At 70.3% G+C, this 25,070-nt stretch carries 24 protein-coding genes and 2 riboswitches; of the genes, 17 read left to right on the top strand and 7 right to left on the bottom strand.

Annotated elements, in window-relative coordinates:
• Window positions 1–654: 654 nt before the first annotated feature.
• From ACZ562_RS29550 to gcvT, 4 genes are all read right to left on the bottom strand, one after another.
• Window positions 655–2,022: an L-serine ammonia-lyase gene (locus ACZ562_RS29550; RefSeq protein ID WP_471185207.1), complete on the bottom strand. Its 1,368-nt coding sequence runs from the start codon at window positions 2,020–2,022 to the stop codon at window positions 655–657.
• Window positions 2,023–2,104: 82 nt separating this feature from the next.
• Window positions 2,105–3,379 carry a serine hydroxymethyltransferase gene (locus ACZ562_RS29555; protein ID WP_471185210.1) on the bottom strand — a complete coding sequence of 425 codons (1,275 nt, stop codon included), beginning with the start codon at window positions 3,377–3,379 and terminating at the stop codon, window positions 2,105–2,107.
• 14 nt (window positions 3,380–3,393) lie between these two features.
• Window positions 3,394–3,771 carry a glycine cleavage system protein GcvH gene (gene gcvH / locus ACZ562_RS29560; protein ID WP_471185212.1) on the bottom strand — a complete coding sequence of 126 codons (378 nt, stop codon included), beginning with the start codon at window positions 3,769–3,771 and terminating at the stop codon, window positions 3,394–3,396.
• 123 nt (window positions 3,772–3,894) lie between these two features.
• Window positions 3,895–5,028 carry a glycine cleavage system aminomethyltransferase GcvT gene (gcvT, locus tag ACZ562_RS29565; protein ID WP_471185215.1) on the bottom strand — a complete coding sequence of 378 codons (1,134 nt, stop codon included), beginning with the start codon at window positions 5,026–5,028 and terminating at the stop codon, window positions 3,895–3,897.
• A 38-nt stretch (window positions 5,029–5,066) separates the two neighbouring features.
• Window positions 5,067–5,183: riboswitch (glycine riboswitch) on the bottom strand.
• Window positions 5,184–5,295, bottom strand: a riboswitch (glycine riboswitch). It lies immediately after the preceding riboswitch.
• Between the two features lie 172 nt (window positions 5,296–5,467).
• On the opposite strand from gcvT, the gene ACZ562_RS29570 reads away from it, so the two are divergent.
• The 10 genes from ACZ562_RS29570 to ACZ562_RS29615 all read left to right on the top strand — a co-directional run bounded on the left by ACZ562_RS29570 (window position 5,468) and on the right by ACZ562_RS29615 (window position 16,287).
• Entirely contained in the window at window positions 5,468–6,142 is a 675-nt protein-coding gene (locus tag ACZ562_RS29570; protein ID WP_471185405.1) for an AAA family ATPase, read from the top strand.
• Between the two features lie 70 nt (window positions 6,143–6,212).
• The gene (locus tag ACZ562_RS29575) at window positions 6,213–7,004 is read left to right on the top strand and encodes an enhanced serine sensitivity protein SseB (protein WP_471185216.1); all 792 of its coding nucleotides are present in this window, start codon (window positions 6,213–6,215) and stop codon (window positions 7,002–7,004) included.
• 197 nt (window positions 7,005–7,201) lie between these two features.
• Window positions 7,202–7,999, top strand: a complete 798-nt coding sequence (locus ACZ562_RS29580) for an enhanced serine sensitivity protein SseB C-terminal domain-containing protein (RefSeq protein WP_471185219.1) — start codon at window positions 7,202–7,204, stop codon at window positions 7,997–7,999.
• Window positions 8,000–8,395: 396 nt separating this feature from the next.
• Entirely contained in the window at window positions 8,396–9,394 is a 999-nt protein-coding gene (locus ACZ562_RS29585; RefSeq protein WP_471185221.1) for an ABC transporter permease, read from the top strand.
• A gap of 58 nt (window positions 9,395–9,452) precedes the next feature.
• A complete protein-coding gene (locus tag ACZ562_RS29590) occupies window positions 9,453–11,201 on the top strand; it encodes an ABC transporter substrate-binding protein (RefSeq protein WP_471185223.1) in 1,749 nt (582 codons plus the stop codon).
• A gap of 72 nt (window positions 11,202–11,273) precedes the next feature.
• The gene (locus ACZ562_RS29595; protein WP_471185226.1) at window positions 11,274–12,281 is read left to right on the top strand and encodes an ABC transporter permease; all 1,008 of its coding nucleotides are present in this window, start codon (window positions 11,274–11,276) and stop codon (window positions 12,279–12,281) included.
• On the top strand, window positions 12,278–13,375 hold the full coding sequence (locus ACZ562_RS29600) for an ABC transporter ATP-binding protein (RefSeq protein WP_471185228.1): 1,098 nt from the start codon (window positions 12,278–12,280) through the stop codon (window positions 13,373–13,375). The genes ACZ562_RS29595 and ACZ562_RS29600 overlap by 4 nt, the downstream gene beginning before the upstream one ends.
• A complete protein-coding gene (locus ACZ562_RS29605) occupies window positions 13,372–14,589 on the top strand; it encodes an ABC transporter ATP-binding protein (RefSeq protein ID WP_471185231.1) in 1,218 nt (405 codons plus the stop codon). The genes ACZ562_RS29600 and ACZ562_RS29605 overlap by 4 nt, the downstream gene beginning before the upstream one ends.
• A gap of 63 nt (window positions 14,590–14,652) precedes the next feature.
• The gene (locus ACZ562_RS29610) at window positions 14,653–15,309 is read left to right on the top strand and encodes a trimeric intracellular cation channel family protein (protein WP_471185233.1); all 657 of its coding nucleotides are present in this window, start codon (window positions 14,653–14,655) and stop codon (window positions 15,307–15,309) included.
• 120 nt (window positions 15,310–15,429) lie between these two features.
• Window positions 15,430–16,287 (top strand): thioesterase family protein, encoded by an 858-nt coding sequence (locus ACZ562_RS29615; protein ID WP_471185235.1) that lies wholly within the window; start codon window positions 15,430–15,432, stop codon window positions 16,285–16,287.
• 459 nt (window positions 16,288–16,746) lie between these two features.
• Here the strand turns inward: ACZ562_RS29615 and ACZ562_RS29620 are convergent, their stop codons facing one another.
• Window positions 16,747–17,373, bottom strand: coding sequence for a TetR family transcriptional regulator (locus tag ACZ562_RS29620; RefSeq protein ID WP_471185238.1), 627 nt, complete (start codon window positions 17,371–17,373; stop codon window positions 16,747–16,749).
• 145 nt (window positions 17,374–17,518) lie between these two features.
• Here ACZ562_RS29620 and ACZ562_RS29625 point away from each other — a divergent pair, with 145 nt between their 5' ends.
• The 3 genes from ACZ562_RS29625 (at window position 17,519) to ACZ562_RS29635 (ending at window position 19,250) form a co-directional block, all read left to right on the top strand.
• Window positions 17,519–17,683 carry a hypothetical protein gene (locus ACZ562_RS29625; RefSeq protein WP_471185240.1) on the top strand — a complete coding sequence of 55 codons (165 nt, stop codon included), beginning with the start codon at window positions 17,519–17,521 and terminating at the stop codon, window positions 17,681–17,683.
• 19 nt (window positions 17,684–17,702) lie between these two features.
• A complete protein-coding gene (locus tag ACZ562_RS29630; protein ID WP_471185241.1) occupies window positions 17,703–17,969 on the top strand; it encodes a DUF4190 domain-containing protein in 267 nt (88 codons plus the stop codon).
• 111 nt (window positions 17,970–18,080) lie between these two features.
• Window positions 18,081–19,250 carry a cysteine desulfurase family protein gene (locus tag ACZ562_RS29635; RefSeq protein ID WP_471185244.1) on the top strand — a complete coding sequence of 390 codons (1,170 nt, stop codon included), beginning with the start codon at window positions 18,081–18,083 and terminating at the stop codon, window positions 19,248–19,250.
• Window positions 19,251–19,351: 101 nt separating this feature from the next.
• Here ACZ562_RS29635 and ACZ562_RS29640 read toward each other — a convergent pair whose 3' ends face one another.
• The gene (locus ACZ562_RS29640) at window positions 19,352–20,011 is read right to left on the bottom strand and encodes an N-acetylmuramoyl-L-alanine amidase (protein WP_471185246.1); all 660 of its coding nucleotides are present in this window, start codon (window positions 20,009–20,011) and stop codon (window positions 19,352–19,354) included.
• 60 nt (window positions 20,012–20,071) lie between these two features.
• Here ACZ562_RS29640 and mnmA point away from each other — a divergent pair, with 60 nt between their 5' ends.
• Entirely contained in the window at window positions 20,072–21,202 is a 1,131-nt protein-coding gene (mnmA, locus tag ACZ562_RS29645) for a tRNA 2-thiouridine(34) synthase MnmA (RefSeq protein WP_471185249.1), read from the top strand.
• Between the two features lie 16 nt (window positions 21,203–21,218).
• Here mnmA and ACZ562_RS29650 read toward each other — a convergent pair whose 3' ends face one another.
• Window positions 21,219–21,998 carry an alpha/beta fold hydrolase gene (locus ACZ562_RS29650; protein ID WP_471185251.1) on the bottom strand — a complete coding sequence of 260 codons (780 nt, stop codon included), beginning with the start codon at window positions 21,996–21,998 and terminating at the stop codon, window positions 21,219–21,221.
• Between the two features lie 194 nt (window positions 21,999–22,192).
• Between ACZ562_RS29650 and ACZ562_RS29655 the strand changes: the two genes are divergently transcribed.
• From ACZ562_RS29655 to ACZ562_RS29665, 3 genes are all read left to right on the top strand, one after another.
• Window positions 22,193–22,732, top strand: a complete 540-nt coding sequence (locus ACZ562_RS29655) for an LOG family protein (RefSeq protein ID WP_471185253.1) — start codon at window positions 22,193–22,195, stop codon at window positions 22,730–22,732.
• A gap of 31 nt (window positions 22,733–22,763) precedes the next feature.
• A complete protein-coding gene (locus ACZ562_RS29660; protein WP_471185256.1) occupies window positions 22,764–23,453 on the top strand; it encodes an SDR family oxidoreductase in 690 nt (229 codons plus the stop codon).
• A gap of 660 nt (window positions 23,454–24,113) precedes the next feature.
• Window positions 24,114–25,070, top strand: a complete 957-nt coding sequence (locus ACZ562_RS29665) for a methionine synthase (protein ID WP_471185407.1) — start codon at window positions 24,114–24,116, stop codon at window positions 25,068–25,070.

The following is a 25,070-nucleotide window of genomic DNA, read 5'->3' on the forward strand; positions in this document are numbered from 1 at the left end:
GCTGGCTACGTGCACCGCGTTGGCGCTTCCCCTGGTCGTGGCCTCTGGCATCGCCGACTCCCTGCTCAGACAGTACGTCCGGGACGAGGGCGCCGAGGAGCCGCAGTGGGTCGACCTCCCCTTGTTCATGCTCCGGCCGACTGTTCACCAGAGGGAGATGCGGCCAGTCGGAACAGCGACTCCAGGACAGACCGGTCGATGCCCCACTCTGCATCCAATTCGAACGCGAGTATCGGCGCGCGCCACCGCCACAGGGCCAGGGCGGCAGCCTGTCGCTGGTGGACGGGCTTCAGGTCCGCCAATCGCTCGATCCTCACCACGTTCTTGAGTCAGCCCTTCTGATCTGCCGTCCCGCCCGCCCCGCCTCGGGACACTGTAGAAGCCGCCGAAGGACCACGTGACCGCCAGGACGGCGCCTGACCAATACGGGAATCGGGCATACCGGTTCAGAATGTCCTCTAAGAGGGCTGGGGCAGGCCCTGACGTTTCAGCCCGTGCCACCATCAAAGAGCGAGGTGCCTTGGGGACATCCCGGGGACTTTTCAGGGACTTTCACGCCTGTCCCAGGGAGTTCTCAGGGACTTTCCGCCGCGTAAGCAGGGAAGGCCCCGACAGCGCTGAAAGACACGAACGCGCTGGGCAGGGCCCGTTCCCTCAGCACTCGATGATGTTCACCGCCAGCCCGCCCCGGGCCGTCTCCTTGTACTTCACCGACATGTCCGCGCCGGTGTCCTTCATCGTCTTGATGACCTTGTCCAGGGACACCTTGTGCGAGCCGTCGCCGCGCATCGCCATCTTCGCCGCCGTGACGGCCTTCACCGCGGCCATGCCGTTGCGTTCGATACACGGGATCTGGACGAGGCCGCCGACCGGGTCGCAGGTGAGGCCGAGGTTGTGTTCCATGCCGATCTCGGCGGCGTTCTCGACCTGTTCGGGGCTGCCGCCCAGGACCTCCGCGAGGGCGCCGGCCGCCATGGAACAGGCCGAGCCGACCTCGCCCTGGCAGCCGACCTCGGCGCCGGAGATGGAGGCGTTCTCCTTGAAGAGCATGCCGATGGCGCCGGCGGCGAGCAGGAAGCGGACCACCCCGTCCTCGTCGGCGCCAGGCACGAAGTCGATGTAGTAGTGGAGTACGGCGGGGATGATTCCCGCCGCTCCGTTCGTGGGGGCCGTCACCACGCGGCCGCCGGCCGCGTTCTCCTCGTTGACCGCCATCGCGTAGAGCGTGATCCACTCCATGGCGTGCGCCAGCGGGTCGCCCTCGGCGCGCAGTTGGCGGGCCGACACGGCGGCCCTGCGCCGTACCTTCAGGCCGCCCGGCAGGATGCCCTCGCGGGACATGCCGCGCGACACGCACGCCCGCATCACCTGCCAGATCTCCAGGAGACCCGTCCGGATCTCCTCCTCCGTGCGCCAGGCCCGCTCGTTCTCCAGCATCAGCGACGAGATGGACAGGCCGGTCTCCTTCGTCAGCCGCAGCAGCTCGTCGCCCGTACGGAAGGGGTATTTGAGGGCCGTGTCGTCCAGCTTGATGCGGTCCGCGCCCACCGCCTCCTCGTCGACGACGAAGCCGCCGCCCACCGAGTAGTACGTCCTCGACAGCAGTTCGGCCCCGGATGCGCCGTACGCCCACAGGGTCATGCCGTTGGCGTGGTACGGGAGCGCCTTGCGGCGGTGCAGGACCAGGTCGTCGTCGAAGGAGAAGGGGATCTCGCGCTTGCCGAGCAGACGGATGCGGCCGGCCGCCTTGATGTCCTCGACCCGCTGGTCGGCCGTCTCCACGTCCACCGTCCGCGGCGAGGCGCCCTCCAGGCCGAGCAGCACCGCCTTGGGCGTGCCGTGGCCGTGTCCGGTCGCGCCGAGCGAGCCGTACAGCTCGGCCCGGACCGACGCGGCGGAGTCCAGCAGACCCTCGTTGCGCAGCCGGCGGGCGAACATGCGCGCCGCGCGCATCGGGCCGACCGTGTGGGAGCTGGACGGGCCGATGCCGATCGAGAACAGGTCGAAGACCGAGATGGCCACGGTGACTCCTCAGGACGGGGCGGTGCGGGGGTCGGGGTGCCCCGCCCACTCACGAGTGTGCGGGGCACCCCACAGAAAAGAACTACTTGTTCAGACCGGGGTACAGCGGGTGCTTGTCGGCCAGCGCCTTGACCCGGGCCTTCAGGCCCTGCGCGTCGTAGGACGGCTTGAGCGTCTCCGCGATGACGTCCGCGACCTCGGCGAAGTCCTCGGGCGTGAAACCGCGGGTGGCGAGGGCCGGAGTGCCGATCCGCAGACCCGATGTCACCATCGGCGGACGCGGGTCGTCCGGGACCGCGTTGCGGTTGACCGTGATACCGACCTCGTGGAGGCGGTCCTCGGCCTGCCGGCCGTCCAGCTCGGACTCGCGCAGGTCCACCAGGATGAGGTGGACGTCGGTGCCGCCGGACAGGACGTTGACGCCGGCCTCGCGGGCGTCCGGCGCGGTGAGACGCTCGGCGAGGATCCGCGCGCCGTCGACCGTACGGCGCTGGCGCTCCTTGAACTCCTCCGAGGCGGCGACCTTGAAGGAGACCGCCTTGGCCGCGATCACGTGCTCCAGCGGACCGCCCTGGAAGCCCGGGAAGACGGACGAGTTCAGCTTCTTGGCGAAGTCCTGCCTGGCGAGGATGATGCCGCCGCGCGGGCCGCCCAGCGTCTTGTGGGTGGTGGAGGTGACGACGTCCGCGTAGTCCACCGGGTTGGGGTGGAGGCCGGCCGCGACCAGGCCCGCGAAGTGCGCCATGTCGACCCACAGGTACGCCTCGACCTCGTCGGCGATCCGGCGGAACTCGGCGAAGTCCAGCTGCCGCGGGTACGCCGACCAGCCGGCGATGATCACCTTCGGCCGGTGCTCCTTGGCGAGCCGCTCGACCTCGGCCATGTCGACGAGGCCGGCGTCGTCCACGTGGTACGCGACCACGTTGAACTGCTTGCCGGAGAAGTTGAGCCGCATCCCGTGGGTCAGGTGACCGCCGTGGGCGAGGTCGAGCCCGAGGATGGTGTCGCCGGGCTGGGCCAGCGCGAACAGCGCCGCCTGGTTGGCGGAGGCGCCCGAGTGAGGCTGCACGTTGGCGTACTCGGCGCCGAACAGCTCCTTCACCCGGTCGATGGCGATCTGCTCGGCGACGTCGACGTGCTCGCAGCCGCCGTAGTAGCGACGGCCGGGGTAGCCCTCGGCGTACTTGTTGGTGAGAACCGAGCCCTGCGCCTCCATGACCGCGAGCGGGGCGAAGTTCTCCGAGGCGATCATCTCGAGCGTGGACTGCTGGCGCCGCAGCTCGGCGTCGACCGCGGCGGCGACGTCCGGGTCCAGCTCGTGCAGGGGCGTGTTCAGAACGGACGTGTGGTCGGACATGGGGCTACGACTCCTCAGCCGGCGGAAAAGGCGGTGTACTCGTCGGCGGAGAGCAGGTCGGCCGGCTCCTCCGCGACGCGTACCTTGAACAGCCACCCGCCCTCGAAGGGGGCGGAGTTCACCAGCGACGGGTCGTTGACGACGTCCTCGTTGACCTCGGTGACCTCACCGGAGACGGGGGAGTACAGGTCCGACACGGACTTGGTCGACTCCAGTTCGCCGCAGGTCTCGCCCGCGGACAGCGTGTCACCGACCTCCGGGAGCTGGACGAAGACCACGTCGCCGAGCGCGTTGGCCGCGTGCTCCGTGATGCCGACCGTCGCGACGCCGTCCTCGGCGGCCGACAGCCACTCGTGCTCCTTGCTGTAGCGCAGCTGCTGGGGGTTGCTCATGGCCTGAATTCTCCTGTACGCGGGAACCGCTGATGAATGGGGGAGTGAGGGGAGCGCGCGTGAGCAGGCACGATGTGCCCGACGTCACGCTGGGACGGCAATGCCGTGACGACTACGACTGTGTCACTTCTGCCGCTTGTAGAACGGCAGAGCCACGACCTCGTACGGCTCGTGGGTGCCCCGGATGTCCACGCCGACCCCGGGGGTGCCCGGCGCCGCGTGCGCGGCGTCGACGTACGCCATCGCGATCGGCTTGCCCAGCGTGGGGGAGGGGGCGCCGGAGGTGACCTCACCGACCACCTCACCGCCGGCCACCACGGTGTACCCGGCGCGTGGGACCCGGCGGCCTTCGGCGACCAGGCCGACGAGGACGCGCGGGGGGTTCGCCTCGGACCGGGCGGCGGCCTCCCGCAGCGCCTCGCGCCCCACGAAGTCGCCCTCCTTCTCGAACTTCACCACCCGGCCGAGCCCGGCGTCGAAGGGGGTGAGCGACGTGGTCAGCTCGTGCCCGTACAGCGGCATGCCCGCCTCCAGGCGCAGCGTGTCCCGGCAGGACAGGCCGCAGGGGACGAGCCCGGCCGGGGCGCCCGCCTCGGTCAGCGCCTGCCACAGCTTCTCCGCGTCACCGGGGGCGACGAACAGTTCGAAGCCGTCCTCGCCGGTGTAGCCGGTGCGGGCGATCAGCGCAGGGACGCCGGCGACCGTGCCGGGCAGGCCGGCGTAGTACTTGAGGCCGTCCAGGTCGGCGTCGGTGAGGGACTTCAGGATTCCCGGCGACTCGGGGCCCTGGACGGCGATGAGCGCGTAGTCGTCCCGGTCGTCGCGCACCTCGGCGTCGAAGCCGGCGGAGCGCTCCACCAGTGCGTCCAGCACCACCTGGGCGTTGGAGGCGTTGGCGACGACCATGTAGTGAGAAGAACCGGCCTCGGTCTCGGCGAGCCGGTAGACGATCAGGTCGTCGAGGATGCCGCCGTCGGCCCGGCAGATCATGGTGTAGCGGGCGCGGCCGACGCCGACGGAGGCGATGTCGCCGACCAGGGCGTGGTTCAGGAGCCGACCGGCCTGCGGGCCGGTGACCGTGATCTCGCCCATGTGCGAGAGGTCGAAGAGGCCGGCCTTGGTGCGCACGGCGTTGTGCTCGTCGCGCTCGGAGCCGTAGCGCAGGGGCATGTCCCAGCCGGCGAAGTCGGTCATCGTCGCGCCGAGCGAACGATGGAGGGCATCGAGCGCGGTGTGACGGGGTGCGGTGCTGCTCATCGGTCGGTCGTCTCCCAGGGCATGACGGGCGAGGTCGTTCCTCCCCATCTGTCATCGGAACCTGAGAGGTTCGCCATGACCGGCCCTTCGGGGAGCGGTCCTGGCTTGCACCTTGGGTGGAGCCGCCGTCGTGGCGGCCCGCTTTTCAGATGTGCCTCGCCCGCGCGGTAATGGGGCCTGAGAGATTCAAGGGAGGGACTTGCTCCTTCGGCGCCCCAGCAAGACGCTTCGGTGAAGCACTGCTGGGAACTCTCCCGCGCGGATTCAAGCGGCCGGTATGCAGTTGGCGCGCACATCATTGCACGCCTCGCCCGCACACGGCAGACCGCCTCTGTAACCGGCTTGTGGCAGGACGAACACGAAAACGCGAGACACCCGGTATTACCTTCTCTTTACACTCGACGGGGAGGGAACTCGTGACCCACCCCAGGGGAGGACGATCACGGTGAACAGGACCACGGCGTACGCCACGACCTCGGCCGTCGCGCTGCCGGAGCAGCATGCGGCCCCGGGCCGCGAGGCGTGCGGCGCACGCCCGGCACCCGTCCTCCGCGACCTGCGCGAACGCGGCGGCCACAGCCCGCACGCACTGCTCTTCGGACCCGGCGACCTCGTCGTGATCACCGGCCTGCCCGGCAGTGGCAAGTCCACGCTCATGCGGCGCACCGTACGCGGCACCCGTATCGACTCCCAGGACACCCGCGACCGCTGGGACGCCCGGATGCCGCGCTTCCTGCCGTACGCGGTCTACCGCCCGCTCGTCCGCCTCGCCCACTACGCAGGGCTGCGCCGCGCCCTGCGCACCGGCGAGGGAGTCGTCGTACACGACTGCGGTACGCAGGCGTGGGTGCGCGGCTGGCTGGCCCGCGCGGCCCGCCGCCGCGGCGGCAGCCTGCACCTGCTGCTGCTCGACGTCACGCCGGACACCGCGCTGGAAGGTCAGCGCGAGCGCGGCCGGGGCGTCTCGCGCTACGCCTTCCTGCGCCACCGCGCGGCGGCCGCCCGGCTGTTGCGCTCCGTGGAGCAGGGCGATCTGCCCGAGGGCTGCGGCTCGGCGGTGCTGCTGGACCGGGACGCCGCGGACGCGCTGCGCCGGATCGGCTTCACGGGCTGAGAGCCTGTGGACGCCGCCACCCGTTAGCCTTTCCAGCCACAGCAGTGGTTCTCAGCAGGCGGTCATACAGATGGACTTCCCAGTGGATCTCCCCGCGGACTTCCCCACGCAGGCGCATCCCCATTCGCACGGCGGATGGCCCGGCAACGAGCTGGAGGAGGTGCTCTCCGCCTCGCTCGGCATCCCCTCGGCCGGGGGACGGATCATCGAGGTCCTCGGCCGCAGCTTCGTCTGGGTGCCGCTGCCGAGCGGCGGCGGCCCGCACAGCGGCCCGCTCGACCTGCCGACCATGGAGATCGAGGGCCGGACGTACGTGCCGGTCTTCAGCTCCGAGGAGCAGTTCCGCCAGGTCGCCGGCTCCCACATGTCGTACACCGTCGCGCCCGCCGTGGAGTTCGCCCGCGGTCTGCCGCCGCAGGTGGGCATCGCCGTCAACCCCGAAGGCGTGGTCGGCGTGCCGCTGCCGCCGGCGGCCGTGGCCGAACTGTGCCGCGTCGGACGGACCCCGCTGGACGGGCCCTCGAGCGGCGGCCGGGTCCGGCTATTCGAGCCCGACTGGCAGGACGACCCGATGGACTTCCTGGCCGCCGCGTCGGCGGAGTTCGCCGAGACGGGCGTCGTCCGCACGGCCCGCCGCTGTCTCGCCGCGATCGAGACGGCCGACCCGGTGATGTTCATAGGCGTCGAACTGTCCCGGACGGAGGGCGACCTGCGCGCCGGTCCCCTGGACGCCCTCGGCCGGGCCCTGGGCCGCGTCCCGGTGCGGTGGCCGGTGAACCTGGTCCTGCTGGACGTGGCCGACGACCCCGTATGCCGCTGGCTGCGCGAGAACGTCCGGCCCTTCTACCAACAGGGTTACTGACACGCGCTCTGCAGGGGCGCGGGGTTGTGCCGTCGAGCGGCTCCGCCGCGGGGCCGCGATCAGCCACAAATCACCCGCACCCGTCAACGTTCAACAAGTCCCGGGCTCCTGGGCGCCCGTTGCCCGCGGAGCCACCTAAGCTGGTTCCCTGTCCATATCCATATTCCTATTACGTCTTCCCAAGGGGGCGGTACCAGGTGAGTGCGAGCAGCACGGCCGCGGCCGGCCAGGTCGAGCACATGCTGCGCCAGGTGACGCCGGGGCGCTACGACGCCTACGAGGCGCTCCTTCGCGCACTCGCGACCCCCGCCTCCGGCCAGGTCTGGATGCTCCTGTGGCACGGCCAGGCCGGTTCACCCGATGCCCAGTACGGAAGGATGGAGGTCGACGGCCACGGCTACGCACCGTGCGTCACCTCTGCCCAGGAACTCTCGGCCAGCGGCTGGAACCGCTCCTATGAAGTCGTCGACGGAGTCGACGTCGCCCGGACGCTCTACCCGGAGCACTACGGTCTCTGGCTGAACCCGCACGCCCCCGGCGGGGGCGTCGGTGTTCCGTGGCTCGACCTGCGCCGCATCGCGACCGGCCTGGAGCGTCAGCCCGCCGGCCCGCTCCGGCTGTCCGAACCGGGCATCGAGATTCCGCAGTTCTACGCCCTGCTCGCGCAGAACGCCCACCGCACCCCGGCCGTCCGCGCGCTGCGCCGCGCCTGGGTGCAGCCCGCGCTCGGGGCGCCGTACCTGGCCATCGGCCTGGACACGTACGACACCAGTCCGCCGGCGGTGGACTCGGTGCGCGCGATGATGCAGCAGTCCATCGGCGCCGTCCCGGACGGGCTGCCGGTGTCGACGGTGGCGATGTCCGACGAGTACGACCCGGTCGCGATGTGGATGCGGGCGAGCGCCCGCCCCTTCTACGACCGTGAGGCACATGCGGCCCCGGCCCAGTCCCCCGCGGCCGGGTACGGCTACCCCCCGGTCCACGGCGGGTACTGACCGTCGGACGGACAGTGATCGGCCCGCCAGGCGCGGTGGCTTCGCACACCCGGGTGTCTGCGCGCGTAGATAGGGGTAGAGTATTCCTGTCTGTCCCAAACGACCCACTTTATACTCGCCCGACCCTCGTTACCCGCTGTCCGAATAACGGAATCCTCCGGACTGCATCACGGTTGCGCATACTTTCTTCGTCAGGTCTGGCACGTGATCGTGAGAGCGTTGAAGACTCGCCTCTCAGGCGCGAGGGCGTCGATCCTGTCAGCGCTACCAGGCGAGGGATCGGCGTGAAGGCGGCAGTGTCATCCGCGGCCGCCACGCACCAGCATCAGAAGATCGAGCCGCCGACAGCGGCGGGTAAAGGGGCCGGTCACCACCGGCGAGAGGGGTCAGGTCACTGTGACCGCACCGATCGAGACCACCGGGGCGGCAGCCGAAGCGCAGCCGGAGGCTGTACTCGTCGGCGCCGAAAAGGGGCAGATCGAGGGCCGTTCCCTGGGGCAGATCGCCTGGTCCCGCTTCAAGAGGGACAAGGTGGCGGTGGCCGGTGGCATCATCGTCGTCCTGCTGATCCTGCTCGCGTTGCTGTCGCGGCCCATCCAGGCCGTGTTCGGGCTGGACCCGAACGCCTTCAACCAGGACCTGATCGACCCCAACACCTCGCTGCCCAAGGGCGGCTTCGGTGGCATGAGCTGGGACCACCCGCTCGGCGTCGAGCCCAAGTTCGGCCGGGACATCGCCACCCGCATCCTGGAGGGCTCCTGGGTCTCCCTGGTCGTCGCATTCGGCGCCACGATCCTCTCCAACACGATCGGCACGGTCCTCGGCGTGGTGGCCGGCTACTACGGCGGACGGGTCGACACGATCATCAGCCGGCTGATGGACACCTTCCTCGCCTTCCCCCTCCTGCTGTTCGCCATCGCCATCTCCGCCACGCTGCAGGGCGGCGCCTTCGGCCTGGAAGGGCTGCCGCTCCACATCAGCGTGCTGATCTTTGTCATCGGCTTCTTCAACTGGCCGTATCTGGGCCGCATCGTGCGAGGCCAGACGCTGGCCCTGCGTGAGCGGGAGTTCGTGGACGCGTCCCGGGGAATGGGCGCCAAGGGCCCGTACATCCTCTTCCGGGAGCTGCTGCCGAACCTCGTCGGCCCGATCATCGTCTACTCGACGCTGCTCATCCCGACCAACATCCTCTTCGAGGCGTCCCTGAGCTTCCTCGGCGTCGGCATCCAGCCGCCGCAGGCATCCTGGGGCGGCATGCTCAACCAGGCGGTCGACTACTACCAGGTCGACCCGCAGTACATGATCGTGCCTGGTCTTGCGATCTTCGTGACCGTGCTGGCGTTCAATCTGCTCGGCGACGGTCTCCGTGACGCTCTCGACCCGCGCAGCCGCTGACCCGCGGCCGCGACGAGAGTCCAACAGGTTTCCACAAATGAAGGGGAAGCAGACCATCATGCGAAGGTCAGCGCTGGCCGCGGTTGCGGCGATCGGCAGTGTGAGCTTGCTGCTCGCAGGTTGCAGCAAGGCCGATGACAACACGGACAACGACGGAAACCAGTCGGCTGGGGCCAACGCAGCGACCAAGGACGTCGTCAACGCATCGACCAAGAAGGGGGGCACGGTCACCTATGAGTACTCCGATGTCCCGGACTCCTTCGACCCCGGCAACACGTACTACGCGTACATGTACAACCTCAGCCGGCTGTACGCGCGCCCGCTGATGACCTTCAAGCCCGCCCCGGGCGAGAAGGGCAACGAGCTGGTCCCGGACCTCGCCGCGAGTGCGGGTGTGCCGAGCGACGGCGGCAAGACCTGGACGTACAAGCTGCGGCCGGGCCTGAAGTACCAGGACGGCACGCCGATCACGTCGAAGGACGTCAAGTACGCCGTCGAGCGCTCCAACTTCGCGCGTGACGTGCTCTCCCTCGGCCCGAACTACTTCCAGCAGTTCCTCGCGGGCGGCGACAAGTACAAGGGCCCCTACAAGGACAAGAGCGCCGAGGGCCTGAAGTCGATCGAGACGCCGGACGACACCACGATCGTCTTCCACCTCAACGTCGCCTTCCAGGAGTTCGACTATCTGGTCGCGACCCCGCAGACGGCTCCCGTGCCCCAGTCCAAGGACAAGGGCATCGACTACGTCAGGAACATCGTCTCCTCGGGCTCCTACCAGTTCCAGAGCTACGACGAGGGCAAGCAGGTCGTCCTCGTCCGCAACAAGAACTGGGACCCGAAGACGGACCCGCTGCGCAAGCAGTACCCGGACAAGATCGTCGTCAACCTGAAGGTCAACGCCGAGACGATCGACAAGGACGTCCAGGCCGGTGACGCGATCGACCTGGGTGGCACGGGTGTCCAGGCCTCGACGCAGGCCCAGGTCGTCAACGACGCGGCGAAGAAGGCCAACACCGACAACACGTACGGTGGCCGTCTCGTCTACATGGCGATCAACACCAAGGTGAAGCCGTTCGACAACGCCGCCTGCCGCAAGGCCGTGCAGTACGCGATCGACAAGGTTTCGGTGCAGACCGCCGAGGGCGGCCCGATCCGCGGTGACATCGCCTCCACCGTCCTCCCGCCGGACATCCCCGGCTACCAGAAGTCGGACGTCTACGCGACCGACGGCAACAAGGGTGACTTGGCCAAGGCCAAGGAGCAGCTGAAGGCCTGCGGCAGGTCGGCGATCAACACGAACATCTCCGCGCGCAGCGACCGTCCGCAGGAGATCGACGCGGCCACCGCGATCATCAACTCGCTGAAGAAGGCAGGCATCAACGCCAGCCTGAAGCAGTACCCGTCGGGCAAGTACTTCACCGACTACGCCGGTGTCCCGAAGTTCACCGAGAGGCAGAACATCGGCCTGATCATGATGCAGTGGGGCGCCGACTGGCCGTCCGGCTACGGCTTCCTGCAGCAGATCCTGAACGGCAAGGCCATCGGCGCGTCCGGCAACACCAACCTCTCGCAGTACGACAACAAGGACGTCAACGCGCTGCTGGAGAAGGCGATCGGCACGCAGGACAAGGCCGCGCGCGACAGCCTGTACACCGAGGTCGACAAGAAGGCCATGGACGACGCGGTGCTCGTCCCGCTGACCTACTTCAAGGTCCTGCTGTACCGTCCGACGACCTTCACCAACCTGGTCTCGACGGCTGCCTTCAGCGGTCAGTACGACTACCTCAACATCGGCTCGACCAAGTAGTAGCCCCGGAAGGCAGGTGAAGGCATTGGTGCCCGCGGGCCGTGAGGCCCGCGGGCACCAGCGCCGGTCCCCGTGATCTCGTACATCCTCCGCCGGACGATCGCGGCAGTGATCCTGCTGCTGGTCGTCACCGCGGTCACCTTCGCCATCTTCTTCCTGCTGCCACGGCTCGCCGGCCAGACCGCCGACCAGCTGGCCCAGCAGTACATCGGGAAGAGCCCGTCGAAGGCCGACATCGCCGCGGTCAAGCACAACCTCGGTCTGGACCAGCCCCTGTACGTCCAGTACTGGCACTTCATCAAGGGGATCGTGTCGGGGGCCACCTACGACCTGGGCCCCACCACGGCGCACTGCAACGCGCCGTGCTTCGGCTACTCCTTCAAAACCCATGTCGAGGTCTGGCCGCAGCTCATGTCCCGCCTTCCGGTGACGATCTCACTGGCCGCCGGTGCCGCTGTGATGTGGCTGGTGTCCGGTGTGGCGGTCGGTGTCATCTCGGCTCTCAAGCCCCGGTCGTTCTTCGACCGCACGTTCATGGGCGTCGCGCTCGCCGGTGTCTCGCTGCCCATGTTCTTCACCGGCAACCTGGCCCTGCTGCTCTTCACCTACCAGTGGCCGATCTTCGGCCGCACCTACGTCCCGTTCACCGAGAACCCGGCACAGTGGGCCAACACGCTCTTCCCCGCCTGGTGCTCTCTCGCCCTGCTGTACTCCGCCATCTACGCGCGGCTCACCCGCTCGGGCATGCTGGAGACGATGAACGAGGACTTCATCCGCACCGCCCGCGCCAAGGGCCTTCGAGAACGCAGGGTGGTCGCCCGGCACGGTCTGCGCGCCGCGCTGACGCCGATCATCACCGTGTTCGGTATGGACCTCGGTCTGCTGCTCGGCGGTGCGCTGATCACCGAGACGGTGTTCTCGCTGCACGGCATCGGCGAGTACGCGGTGAAGTCCATCGAGGACAACGACCTGCCCCCGATCCTCGGCGTCACCCTGCTCGCAGCCTTGTTCGTCGTGATCGCAAATCTTCTGGTGGACCTGCTGTACGCCGCCGCCGACCCGCGGGTGAGGCTCTCGTGACCGAACTGTCCAAGACCGGCGCCGCCGTGGGGGAGCCCGTCAACGCGCCCTCGAACGCTCCGAGCGCCTTCCTCGAAGTGCGTGACCTCAAGGTGCACTTCCCCACCGACGACGGCCTGGTCAAGTCCGTCGACGGGCTCAGCTTCCAGGTGGAGAAGGGCAAGACCCTCAGCATCGTGGGCGAGTCGGGCTCCGGGAAGTCCGTCACCTCGCTTGCGATCATGGGCCTGCACCGGCTCGGCGCGCGCGGCAAGAACGTCCAGATGTCGGGCGAGATCTGGCTCGACGGCAAGGAACTGGTCAGCGGCGACCCGGACGAGGTGCGCAAGCTCCGCGGCCGTGAGATGGCGATGATCTTCCAGGACCCGCTGTCCGCGATGCACCCGTACTACACGATCGGCAACCAGATCGTCGAGGCGTACCGGGTCCACCACGACGTCAGCAAGAAGGTCGCCCGCAAGCGGGCCATCGAGATGCTCGACCGGGTCGGCATCCCCGAGCCCGCCAAGCGTGTGGACGGCTACCCGCACGAGTTCTCCGGCGGTATGCGCCAGCGCGCGATGATCGCCATGGCGCTGGTCAACAACCCTGAGCTGCTCATCGCGGACGAGCCGACGACCGCCCTCGACGTGACCGTCCAGGCGCAGATCCTCGACCTCATCCGGGACCTGCAGAAGGAGTTCGGCTCCGCGGTCGTCATCATCACCCACGACCTCGGTGTCGTCGCCGAGATCGCCGACGACGTCCTCGTGATGTACGCCGGCCGGTGCGTGGAACGCGGTCCGGTCGACGAGATCTTCGACAAGCCGCAGCACCCGTACACCTGGGGCCTGCTCGGCTCGATGCCCCGCATCGACCGTGAGACATCTGAGCGGCTCATCCCGGTCAAGGGCCAGCCGCCGAGCCTCATCAACGTCCCCTCGGGCTGCGCCTTCCACCCCCGCTGCCCGTACGCGGACATCCCCAAGGGCGGTGTCACCCGCACCGTGCGCCCGGAGCTCCAGCAGATCGAGGGCGGCCACTGGTCCGCCTGCCATCTCTCGCCGGAGGACCGTACGCGGATCTGGACCGAAGAGATTGTGCCGAAGCTGTGAGTGAGACGAAGAAAACGGGCCCGGGCCCCACGATTCCGCAGCAGGCGCCGGCTACTGACGAGCGCGAGGTGCTGCTCGAGGTCGAGGGCCTGCAGAAGCACTTCCCCATCCGCAAGGGCGTGCTCCAGCGCCAGGTCGGCGCCGTCAAGGCGGTCGACGGCATCGACTTCCAGGTGCGCAAAGGCGAGACCCTGGGCGTGGTCGGGGAGTCGGGCTGCGGCAAGTCGACCATGGGACGGGTCATCACCCGGCTCCTGGAACCGACCGCCGGAAGCATCCACTTCGAGGGCAAGGACATCACGAGGCTGAACGCGGCCGGGATGCGCCCGCTGAGGCGGGACATCCAGATGATCTTCCAGGACCCGTACGGTTCGCTGAACCCGCGGCACACCATCGGCGGGATCGTCTCGGCACCGTTCCGGCTCCAGGGCGTCGAGCCCGAGGGCGGCGTGAAGAGGGAGGTCCAGCGGCTCCTGGAGCTGGTGGGGCTGAGCCCCGAGCACTACAACCGCTACCCGCACGAGTTCTCCGGCGGTCAGCGCCAGCGCATCGGCATCGCCCGCGCGCTCGCCCTGAGGCCGAAGCTCGTGGTGGCGGACGAGCCGGTCTCCGCGCTCGACGTGTCGATCCAGGCACAGGTTGTCAACCTCATGGACGACCTGCAGTCCGAGCTGGGCCTGACGTACGTGATCATCGCGCACGACCTCTCGGTCGTCCGTCACGTCTCGGACCGGATCGCGGTGATGTACCTCGGCAAGATCGTCGAACTCGCCGACCGTACCGCGCTGTATGAGGCGCCGATGCACCCGTACACCAAGGCGCTGATGTCGGCCGTGCCGGTCCCGGACCCGCGGCGCAAGGCGGCCGGGAGCGAGCGGATCCTGCTCCAGGGCGACGTGCCCTCGCCCATCTCCCCGCCGAGCGGCTGCCGCTTCCACACCCGGTGCTGGAAGGCGACGGAGATCTGCCGGACGACGGAGCCGAAGCTCGTGGAGCTCAAGCCCGGCCAGCAGGTCGCCTGCCACCACCCGGAGAACTTCGCGGACCAGGCCCCGCAGGACACCGTCCTGCTGACCGCCGCGAAGGCGGCTGCGGAGCTGGTCTCCGACGAGGTCCCGGACGAGTCGGCGCGGAGGTCGGCCGAGACCGCCGCCGAGCCCTCCGCCGAGGCTGACGGAGAGCCGTCTTCGGAGGAAATCTCCAAGGAGAAGTAGGATCCTGGAAGCCCCCGCCTTGGTTTGTAAGGCGGGGGCTTTGTGATGGGTAAGAATAGAAGGGTGCTCCAGCAGATATTCAGCCCCTCCGTCCAGCACGCGCTCGACCTCGTCGGGATCTTCGTGTTCGCCATCTCCGGCGCGCTGCTGGCCGTGCGCAAGAACTTCGACGTCTTCGGCATCGCCGTTCTCGCCGAGGTCACCGCGCTCGGCGGAGGAGTGTTCCGCGACCTGGTCATCGGGGCCGTACCGCCCGCCGCCTTCACGGACCTCGGGTACTTCATCACGCCGCTGTTCGCCGCCCTGCTGGTCTTCTTCCTCCACCCGCAGGTGGAGCGCATCCAGATCGCGGTCAACGTCTTCGACGCGGCGGGCCTCGGCCTGTTCTGCGTCGCCGGGACTGTCAAGGCGTACGACCACGGGCTCGGCCTCACCGCGTCTGCGGCCCTCGGACTCGGTGCCGCGGTCGGCGGTGGTGTGCTGCGGGACGTGCTCGCCAACGAGGTACCCTCGCTGCTGCGCTGGGACCGCGACCTGTACGCGGTGCCGGCGATCGTCGGCGCCACCCTGGTGGTGCTGTGCATCCGTTACGACGCCCTCACCCCGTTCACCAGCGGCGTCGCGGTCCTCACCGCCTTCGTTCTGCGGCTGCTCGCGATGCGGTTCCACTGGCGAGCACCGCGCGCGTGGAACCGCCGGTCGACGGTGCGGGAGGAGTAGCTGCGGAGGATGGCCGGGCGCTCGGGTTTACGGACGAGTGCGGACACGTGCCGAGAAACTGCCCTTCCCTCACCTGAACCAAAGCTACCGCTTAGTAGTTTCTTGTTGTACCGTTCAGGCATGCCAGAAGCAGCCACCGCAGCGGCCGTACGGGCCACGATCGGAGACAGCGAGTTCGACCGGGACACCGCGGTCACCCGGCGCGAACCCGGCGTCTACGACATCGACCTCTCCGCCGGCTGGACGATCATCAGCGCCGTCAACGGCGGCTATCTGCTGGCCGTCCTGGGCCGTGCGCTCGCGGACGCCCTGCCGCACTCCGACCCGTTCACGATCTCGGCGCACTACCTGACCGCGTCCCAGCCCGGCCCGGCCGTCGTCCGCACGGACCTTGTCCGCACCGGACGGACCCTGTCGACCGGCCAGGCCTCCCTCTTCCAGTACGACGACGAGGGCCGCGAGGTGGAACGCATCCGCGTCCTCGCCTCCTACGGCGACCTGGACACACTGCCCGACGACGTCCGTACGACGGCCGAGCCGCCCGTTTTCCCGCCCATGGACCAGTGCTTCGGCCCCGAGGACGGCCCCGCCCCCGTCGACGGCAGCTCGGCCATCGCCGACCGGCTGATGCTGAGGCTCGACCCGTCGACGCTGGGCTGGGCGCTCGGCGCGCCGTCCGGGAAGGGGGAGATGCGTGCCTGGTTCGGGCTCGCCGACGGCCGCGACGCCGATCCCCTCTCAGTGCTCCTCGCGGTCGACGCGCTGCCGCCGACCGCCTTCGAGATCGGCCTGTCCGGCTGGGTCCCGACGGTCGAGCTGACGGTCCACGTCCGCTCCCGTCCGGCGCCGGGCCCGCTGCGGGTGTCGATCACCACCCGCAACCTCGCCGGCGGCTTCCTGGAGGAGGACGCCGAGGTATGGGACAGCGCGGACCGGCTGGTGGCGCAGTCGCGGCAGCTCGCGCGCGTCAGGCTGTGAGCGGCTGCCGCCCCGGCCGGGCCGCCAACTCCTCGTAGGCACCGGCTCCTTCGGGGGGCGGCCGGGCCGAGTCGAACGGGGTGTGTTCGTCGCGCTGTGCGTCCGGCAGGGCGTGTCGGGTGGCGACCAGGGAGAACTCGGCCGGTTCCGGGTCGAGTCGCGGGGTCGGGCGAGGGTCTCGGTGAGGTCCCAGGTGGGCGCCACGATCTCCATGGCATACCCGGACAGGGCGTTGTGGCCGGACACCTCGCCCCAGGGCGCGCATTGCCGACGGAGGTGCAGTGGGCGGGCAGCCGGCGCCCGGCCGCGGAGACCGCGCACCGGCGCTTCCATCCGGTCGGCGCCCGCCCAGGCCGCGAGGGCCCTCGTCCTGACCTCGTCGTAGCCGTAGGCCAGGTGTCGTCCACGGCCTGGCCGGCGAACGGCCGGACGGCGAGCCCGTCGACCCCTCGTCCGGGCTCAGTCCAGCCAGTGCCGGCGGCCGATGCTGATCAGCCGCAGCTGGCGGGTGGCGACCTGGGTGACGCGTTCCCGCCGCTCCCGCGGAGCCTCCAGCGCCTCCAGGAACAGCGAGGCCGTGATCAGCATCTGGTCGACGTACAGGTGGGCGAGCATCAGGAGGTCGTCGTCGCTCCAGCCGGCGGACTCCGGGTCCTTGGTGAGTTCCGCCTTCACCTCCTCGGCGAACCGGGCGAGTTGGGCCCGGATGGCCTCGCGCACGGGCTGGACTCCGCCATGTCGCTCGCGGGCGATGAATCGGACATGAGCGGGGTACGCGTCTACATGGCGGGCGATCAACTCGATGGCGCGCGCGATGCGTTCACCGCTGTCGCCCGCCGCGGACACCGTCGTCCGGATCATCGGGTGCAGGCTGCCCAGCGCCTCCTCGACCAGGGCCACGCCGAGGTCCGCGGTGGAGCGGAAGTGCCGGTAGAAGGCCGTCGGGGCGACGCCGACGGCACGCGTGACCTCGCGCAGGCCCAGGCTGCTCAGGCTCTGCTCCTCCAGCAGGGTCAACGCTGCGTCCAGGAGCGCCTGTCGGGTCTTCTGCTTCTGGGCCTGCCGGATCCCGAGGGTGTGACTCATACCATGCAGTTAACAACTGTTCTCCGGAATTGGAAAGCCGTGAAGCGCGCTAGACTCAGTAGTCAGTGAACAAGTGTTACTACAGTCGTTCGCCGAAACGTAACGAGAGGCGTCTCGCAGGCATCTCGGAGGGGGATCCCGTCCCATGCTGTTCCTCGTCGCCGCACTTCTGCTGCTCGGCGTCGTGCTGGGCACCGTTGCCCACGCGCCGCTCATCTTCACCGTCGTCGCGGCCGCCGTCATCGCCGCCTGGCTCGGCGTCTTCGCGCTCCGCGAGCGCCACGGCCGTCGTCACACGTCGACCCACTGATCGTCGGGAGCTGGCAGACATGCACCTCACCGCACCGGCCACACGCCGCACCGGTACCCGCGACGCCGACGGCATGGCCGTCGCGTCCTTCATCCTCGGCCTCCTGGGCCTCCTCGTCCTCAACCTCTTCCTCGGCCCGATCGCCATCGCCCTTGCGGGCGTGGCCCTGTGGCGCGGCACGGCCCGCCGTGGCCGCGCCTACCTGGGCCTCGGCCTGGGCGTCGCGGACCTGGTGGTCCTGCTGGCCTTCATGCAGGCGGACAACACGGTTTCGTGGAGCTTCTGAGGCCGCGGGCTGCGGTCTGAGCAGGACTCGGGGCCCCGAGGACGACGGGGCGCACCCTCGGCCGACCTGTCAGCGAGGCCGCCAACCAGGTCCCCGTAGAATCGGGTCACCATGGCATACCTCGACCACGCCGCGACCACCCCGATGCTTCCCGAGGCAGTCGAGGCACTCACGGCGCACCTGAGCACCACCGGCAACGCGTCCTCCCTGCACGCATCCGGCCGCCAGGCCCGCCGTGCGGTCGAGGAGGCCCGCGAGACCCTCGCGGAGGCACTCGGAGCACGCCCCAGCGAGGTCGTCTTCACCTCCGGCGGCACCGAGGCCGACAACCTGGCCGTCAAGGGCCTGTACTGGTCACGCCGCGACGCCGACCCCGCCCGCACCCGGGTTCTGGCCAGCCCCGTCGAGCACCACGCCGTCCTCGACGCCGTGCACTGGCTCGGCGAACACGAGGGCGCCACCGTCGAGTACCTCCCGGTCGACACGTACGGCCGAGTCCACCCCGAGTCGCTGCGCGAGGCCATCGCCCGCAACCCCGACAACGTGGCCCTGGCCACCGTGATGTGGGCGAACAACGAGATCGGCACGGTCCTCCCGGTCCGCGAACTGGCCGACGTGGCCGCCGAGTTCGGCATCCCCCTGCACGCCGACGCGGTCCAGGCCCTCGGTCAGGTCCCTGTCGACTTCGCGGCGTCCGGCCTCGCCGCGATCACGGTGTCGGGCCACAAGATCGGCGGTCCGTACGGCATCGGCGCACTCGTCCTCGGCCGCGAGTACACACCCGTACCCGTCCTGCACGGCGGCGGACAGGAGCGCCACGTCCGCTCCGGCACCCTCGACGTCCCGGCGATCGCCTCCTTCGCGGTCGCCGGCCGACTGGCCGCAGGGCAGCGCGAGTGGTTCGCGCGGGAGATCGGCGCCCTGCGCGACAGCCTGGTCGAGGCGGTCCGTACGGCGGTCCCCGACGCGATCCTCGGCGGCGACCCCGCACCCGGCGGCCGTCTCCCGGCGAACGCCCACTTCACGTTCCCGGGCTGCGAGGGCGACTCGCTGCTGCTCCTGCTCGACGCGCAGGGCATCGAGTGCTCCACGGGCTCCGCCTGCACCGCGGGCGTCGCCCAGCCCAGCCATGTCCTGCTGGCCACCGGTACCGACCCGGACCTGGCCCGCGGCACCCTCCGCTTCTCCCTCGGCCACACCTCCACGGAGGCCGACATCGAGGCGGTCGCCAAGGCGATCGGCCCGGCGGTCGAGCGGGCGCGGGCGGCAGGACTGACGTAGGGGCGTACGCCGCCCCGGTGTGCGATGTTCCCCCGTGCGAGGAGCCGCCAAGCCGCTCTTGGGAAAGGCCGACAGTTCATGTGATGTGTGTCACTGGTGTGTCAGGCCGAGGCGGCGCGTGCCTCCCGCACGAGTCGCATGTACCGGTCCCAGTCCCAGTGCGTCCCCGGGTCGGTGTGGTCCGTCCCCGGCACCTCCACATGGCCGATGACGTGCTCCCGGTCGACGGGGATGTCGTACCGCCCGCATATCCCCGCGGTCAGCCGCGCGGAGGCTGCGTACATGGCGTCGGTGAAGTCCTGCGGCCGGTCCACGAAACCCTCGTGCTCGATGCCGACGCTCCGCTCGTTGTACTCCCGGGCACCCGCGTGGAACGCCACGTCCAGCTCGCGGATCATCTGCGTGATGCGCCCGTTCCTGCGGACGATGTAGTGGGCCGCGGCCCGGTGGCCCGGATCCCGGAAGGCCTTGACCGCGCTCGCGTAGCCGCCCTGGGTGACATGGATGACGACCCGGTCTATCGAGTAGTCGTCCGGCCGGTCGGCCCACCGGAAGTTCGCCGAAGAGGCCGCCACCCACCGTGCGCCGCGGAAGTCCACCGCGCCCTCGACCCGCGACTTCTCCACGCCCGGCAGCCGCCACCACAGGTGCGCCAGTTCGTCCCGCGCGAGCGCGGCCGTGCCTGCGGCGGCCGCGGCCCCGCCGATGAGCAGGGCCCGCCGGCCGATCCGCCGGTCCGCGTCACGATGCGTCTCCCCCATGTGATCGTGAACGGATACTCGGGAGCCCCGGTTCCCGCGCCCCCGTACCCTTGAAGCGTTATGACTGACACCCCGCAGCGCACCCGCCCTCTCCGCGTCCTCGCCGCCATGTCCGGCGGGGTGGACTCCGCCGTCGCCGCAGCCCGCGCCGCGGAGGCCGGCCACGACGTCACCGGCGTCCACCTCGCGCTCTCCGCGAACCCGCAGTCGTTCCGCACGGGCGCGCGAGGCTGTTGCACCATCGAGGACTCGCGCGACGCCCGCCGCGCCGCGGACGTCATCGGCATCCCGTTCTATGTGTGGGACCTCGCCGACCGCTTCCGCGAGGACGTCGTCGACGACTTCGTCGCCGAGTACGAGGCCGGCCGCACCCCGAACCCGTGCCTGCGCTGCAACGAGAAGATCAAGTTCGCCGCCCTCCTGGACAAGGCGCTGGCCCTCGGCTTCGACGCGGTGTGCACGGGCCACTACGCCAAGGTGATCGTGAACGAGGACGGCAGCCGTGAGCTGCACCGCGCCTCCGACATGGCGAAGGACCAGTCGTACGTCCTCGGTGTGCTGGACGACAAGCAGCTCGCCCACGCGCTGTTCCCGCTCGGCGACACGGTCACCACCAAGGACGAGATCCGCGCGGAGGCCGAGCGCCGTGGCCTCGCGGTCGCCAAGAAGCCCGACTCGCACGACATCTGCTTCATCGCCGACGGCGACACCCAGGGCTTCCTCGCCCAGCGGCTCGGCAAGGCGGAGGGCGACATCGTCGACGAGTCCGGCAACCGGATCGGCACCCACGAAGGCGCGTACGGCTTCACCATCGGCCAGCGCAAGGGCCTGCGCATCGGCACCCCCGCCGCGGACGGCAAGCCGCGCTACGTCCTCGACATCTCGCCGGTGGACAACACCGTGACGGTCGGCCCGGCCGCCGCCCTGGACGTGTGCGCGCTCACGGCGATCAAGCCGCGCTGGTGCGGGTCCGCCCCGACCGGCCCCGGCACGTACACGGCCCAGCTGCGCGCCCACGGCGGCGAGAGCGAGGTCACCGCCGAGCTCGTCGACGGCACCCTGGAGGTGTCCTTCACCGAGCCGGTCCGCGGCGTGGCCCCCGGCCAGGCGATCGTGCTCTACGACGGCACGCGCGTGGTCGGCTCGGCGACGATCGCGTCGACCACGCGCGCGACGGCCGGGGCGGCCTGAACCGGCACCCCCCGCGTCAGGCGGCGAAGAACTCCGCCAGCACCGGTGCCAGGACGTTCGGGTCCACCATGTGGGTCTGACCTTCCAGGCTTCTGTACACGCCCTGGGGTACGGCCTCCGCGACCGCCCTGGTCGCCTCCCGCAGCCAGCGGGGGCTCGCGCCGCCCGCGACGGCCAGGACGGGGACGGTGATCGAGGCAAGCCGGTCCCGCGGCACCAGACCGTCGCCCATCACAGCGTTGTCGTAGGCCAGGCTCGGCGCGATCGCCTCCATACCGGCCCACAGAGGTGACTGGCGGGCGCCCGCGATCATCTCCTCGGCGAGGCCGGTGAGCCTCAGGAACAGCTCGACGGCGTCCCCGGGCCGGCCCTGCGCCAGCGCCTCGGTCAGGCTCGCGGTGTACTGGGCGCGCTCCTCGGCACCGCCGCCGAAATCGGCGAACGGCGTCTCGTACACGGCTACCTGACGGACCGGCAGCCCGCTCGCCGCCGCCTCCAGAGCCAGCGCGCCGCCGGACGAGATGCCGTAGAGCGCCGCGTCACCGTCCGCCGCCCCGATGAGCGCGGCGATGTCCTCGACCTCACGGGCCACCGAGTACGGCGCCGTGTCTCCGCTCGCGCCCCGGCCCCGGCGGTCGTACGCGATGACGCTGAAGCGGTCGGCGAGACGCGGGGCCAGGGGTGCCACCGTGGCGCCCGTGGACATCGCGCCGCTCACGAGGACGACCGTCGGACCCCGTCCGACGCGTTGGTACGCGATGGGGGTGCCGTCGCGCGAAATGGTCTGCTTGTCCATGTCTGGGGAGACTGCCGTATCGCAGGCGATTAATCGGTCACGACACTTCCGCTTCGCAGAAGCAGAGGCGGTCCGTGATCTCGGCGACATCGGGCCCGGGGCCGGGGTGGGCCCACACGAGGCCGGGCGCCGGGCGCGCGGGGCCGCCGAAACCCACTGGCGGGCACCCGGTTCCTCCCGCGTACGGTGACCTCATGCGAATCTGCGTCTTCCTGTCCGCCGCCGACCTCGACGACCGCTACACGCGCCCCGCACGGGAGTTCGCGGAGCTGCTGGGCAAGGGCGGGCACACCCTCGTGTGGGGCGGCTCCGACGTCGGGCTGATGAAGGTGGTCGCCGACGGCGTGCGGGAGGCGGGCGGCCGGCTGCTGGGCGTGTCCGTGGACTTCCTCGCCGCCAAGGTACACGCGGGCGCCGACGAGATGGTCGTCGCGCGGGACCTGGCCGAGCGGAAGAAGCTGCTCCTGGAGAAGGCCGACGCGGTCGTGGTCATGGTCGGCGGCACCGGGACGCTCGACGAGGCCACCGAGATCCTGGAACTCAAGAAGCACGGTCACACCGACAAGCCCGTGGTCCTGCTCAACACCGCGGGCTTCTACGACGGCCTGAAGGAACAGTTCCGGCGCATGGAGGACGAGGGGTTCCTGCCCTGCCCGCTCACCGACCTGGTGTTCTTCGCCGAGGAGCCGGTGGGCGCACTGGCCTACCTGGAGGAGAGCCAGGGCGTGCAGTGACGCCGGGGAGCACGATGCGAGCATGGCAGGCATGGCTACTCATGTGATCACCGGGGCGGGTTCCGGCATCGGCGCGGCCGTCACCCGCCGTCTGCACGCGCGCGGGGACGACCTCGTGCTGCACGCGCGCGACGCCGGCCGCGCGAAGGAGCTGGCGGCGGAGTTCCCCGGCGCGCGGACCCTCGTCGGCGACCTGGCGGACCCCGACAAGCTGAGCTGGGCGTTCTCGCACCAGACGCTCCCGGACCGGGTGGACTCGCTGCTGCACATCGCGGGCGTCGTCGACCTGGGCCCGGTCGGCGAGCTGACCCCGAAGTCCTGGCGCCACCAGCTCAACGTCAACCTGATCGCCCCCGCGGAGCTGACCCGCCACTTCCTGCCCCAACTCCGCGCCACCCGCGGCCACGTCGTCTTCGTGAACTCGGGGGCGGGCCTGAGCGCCCACGCCGACTGGTCCGCGTACGCCGCGTCGAAGCACGGTCTCAAGGCCCTCGCGGACTCGCTGCGGCACGAGGAGCACGGCAACGGCGTCCGCGTCACCTCGGTCTACCCCGGCCGCACCGCCGGCCCCATGCAGGCCAAGGTCCACCAGCAGGAGGGCAAGGACTACGACGCCTCGAAGTGGATCGACCCCGAGTCGGTGGCGACGACGATCCTGATGGCCGTCGACCTGCCGAGGGACGCGGAGATCAACGACCTGACGGTGCGGCCGGGGCGATGACGCCCGCCTGCCGGTGAAGGCAGGCAATGCCGACCTTGAGGACGAGTCCGTTCAGGCCGAAGCGGGGGCCGGCGGGCGGCAGCCCTTGAGGTGGGGGACAGCAGCCGCCGGTGCGGTGGCGGCAGCCTGTGGAGCGGTGCGGTGGCGGCAGCCTGTGGGGTGCGGTGGCGCGGCGTGGGGTGTGGTGGCGGCAGTGTGGGGTGCGGTGGCGGCAGCCTGTGGGGTGTGGTGGCGGCAGTGTGGGGTGCGGTGGCGGCAGCCTGTGGGGTGCGGTGGCGCGGCGTGGGGTGTGGTGGCGGCAGCCTGTGGTGCGGTGGCGGTGGCCCGTGGGGTGTGGTGGCGGCAGCCTGTGGGGTGTGGTGGCGGCAGTGTGGGGTGCGGTGGCGGCAGCCCGCGGGTGTGGTGGCGGCAGCCTGTGGGGTGCGGTGGCGGCAGCCCGCGGGGGGTGGGGGACGGCAGAGCTGGGGGGACGGCAGCCCACGGTGCGGTGGGCGGCAGCCCGCGGGGTGGGGGACGGCAGAGCCGCCGGGGCGTGGGGCGGCAGCCCCGGGGGGGACGGCAGCCTCCGGGGGGCGGCGACTCCCCCGGAGGGTTACGTAGGCTTCCGGGGTGAGCAACGACACTCAGTTCCGCTTTGGTGCCGCCACCGGCGTCGGGTCCATGCCCGGTGGCGGTGCCCGGGAAGCCGCCAAGACCGTCAGCGGGTCCTTCGAGGACTTCCCGTTCCTGCCCGAACTGCCCGCCCGGGGGCCGGGTGCCGACATGATCGGGCGTACCGCCGGGATGCTCGTCGAGCTGTACGCGCGCGTGGAGCCCAGCGGGTGGCGGATCGGGGACCGGCCGGGTCGGGACACCAAGCGGGCCCGGTCGTGGCTCGGCGAGGACCTCGACGCGCTGGAGGAGTTCACCCAGGGCTACGAGGGCCCGCTCAAGGTGCAGGCGGTCGGTCCCTGGACCCTGGCCGCCGCGCTGGAGCTGAAGAACGGCGAGGCGGCCCTCTCCGACCCCGGCGCCTGCCGCGACCTCGCCGCGTCGCTCGCCGAGGGCCTGCGGCTGCATCTCGAAGAGGTCCGGCGGCGCGTACCCGGCGCACAGCTGGTGCTCCAGCTCGACGAGCCCTCCCTCATTGCCGTGCTGCGCGGGCAGGTGAAGTCCGCCAGCGGCTACCGCGCCCACCGCGCCGTCGACCGGCAGGCGGTCGAGGCCGCGCTCCGGGACGTCGCCGGGGTTCACGGCGGCGGCCCGGTCGTGGTCCACTCGTGCGCGCCGGACGTCCCGTTCGCCCTGCTGCGCCGGGCGGGCGCTACGGCGATCTCCTTCGACTTCTCGCTTCTCACCGAGCGTGACGACGATGCGATCGGCGAGGCGGTGGAAGGGGGTACCCGGCTCTTCGCGGGTGTCGTGCCGGGCACCGACGGTCCGCTGTCAGACCCTGCCGGTAGCGTCATGGGTGTCAGGACGCTGTGGCGCAGGCTGGGGCTGCATCCGGGGCTTCTCACGGAGGCGGTCACGGTAACTCCGTCGTGCGGACTCGCGGGGGCCTCCCCGGAGTACGCGCGCAGGGCTCTCGCCCACTGCGTCCGGGCGGCGAGATCTCTCGCGGACAACCCAGAGTAA

Source organism: Streptomyces sp. NPDC040410, assembly GCF_055595715.1.

Excerpts from the sequence above, each read along its gene's own strand:
- ACZ562_RS29555 (WP_471185210.1), bottom strand. The coding sequence starts at position 3,379 with ATGTCCGACCACACGTCCGTTCTGAACACGCCCCTGCACGAGCTGGAC.
- gcvH (WP_471185212.1), bottom strand. The coding sequence starts at position 3,771 with ATGAGCAACCCCCAGCAGCTGCGCTACAGCAAGGAGCACGAGTGGCTG.
- gcvT (WP_471185215.1), bottom strand. The coding sequence starts at position 5,028 with ATGAGCAGCACCGCACCCCGTCACACCGCGCTCGATGCCCTCCATCGT.
- ACZ562_RS29575 (WP_471185216.1), top strand. The coding sequence starts at position 6,213 with ATGGACTTCCCAGTGGATCTCCCCGCGGACTTCCCCACGCAGGCGCAT.
- ACZ562_RS29590 (WP_471185223.1), top strand. The coding sequence starts at position 9,453 with ATGCGAAGGTCAGCGCTGGCCGCGGTTGCGGCGATCGGCAGTGTGAGC.
- ACZ562_RS29615 (WP_471185235.1), top strand. The coding sequence starts at position 15,430 with ATGCCAGAAGCAGCCACCGCAGCGGCCGTACGGGCCACGATCGGAGAC.
- ACZ562_RS29620 (WP_471185238.1), bottom strand. The coding sequence starts at position 17,373 with ATGAGTCACACCCTCGGGATCCGGCAGGCCCAGAAGCAGAAGACCCGA.
- ACZ562_RS29625 (WP_471185240.1), top strand. The coding sequence starts at position 17,519 with ATGCTGTTCCTCGTCGCCGCACTTCTGCTGCTCGGCGTCGTGCTGGGC.
- ACZ562_RS29630 (WP_471185241.1), top strand. The coding sequence starts at position 17,703 with ATGCACCTCACCGCACCGGCCACACGCCGCACCGGTACCCGCGACGCC.
- ACZ562_RS29635 (WP_471185244.1), top strand. The coding sequence starts at position 18,081 with ATGGCATACCTCGACCACGCCGCGACCACCCCGATGCTTCCCGAGGCA.
- ACZ562_RS29640 (WP_471185246.1), bottom strand. The coding sequence starts at position 20,011 with ATGGGGGAGACGCATCGTGACGCGGACCGGCGGATCGGCCGGCGGGCC.
- mnmA (WP_471185249.1), top strand. The coding sequence starts at position 20,072 with ATGACTGACACCCCGCAGCGCACCCGCCCTCTCCGCGTCCTCGCCGCC.
- ACZ562_RS29650 (WP_471185251.1), bottom strand. The coding sequence starts at position 21,998 with ATGGACAAGCAGACCATTTCGCGCGACGGCACCCCCATCGCGTACCAA.
- ACZ562_RS29655 (WP_471185253.1), top strand. The coding sequence starts at position 22,193 with ATGCGAATCTGCGTCTTCCTGTCCGCCGCCGACCTCGACGACCGCTAC.
- ACZ562_RS29660 (WP_471185256.1), top strand. The coding sequence starts at position 22,764 with ATGGCTACTCATGTGATCACCGGGGCGGGTTCCGGCATCGGCGCGGCC.
- ACZ562_RS29665 (WP_471185407.1), top strand. The coding sequence starts at position 24,114 with ATGCCCGGTGGCGGTGCCCGGGAAGCCGCCAAGACCGTCAGCGGGTCC.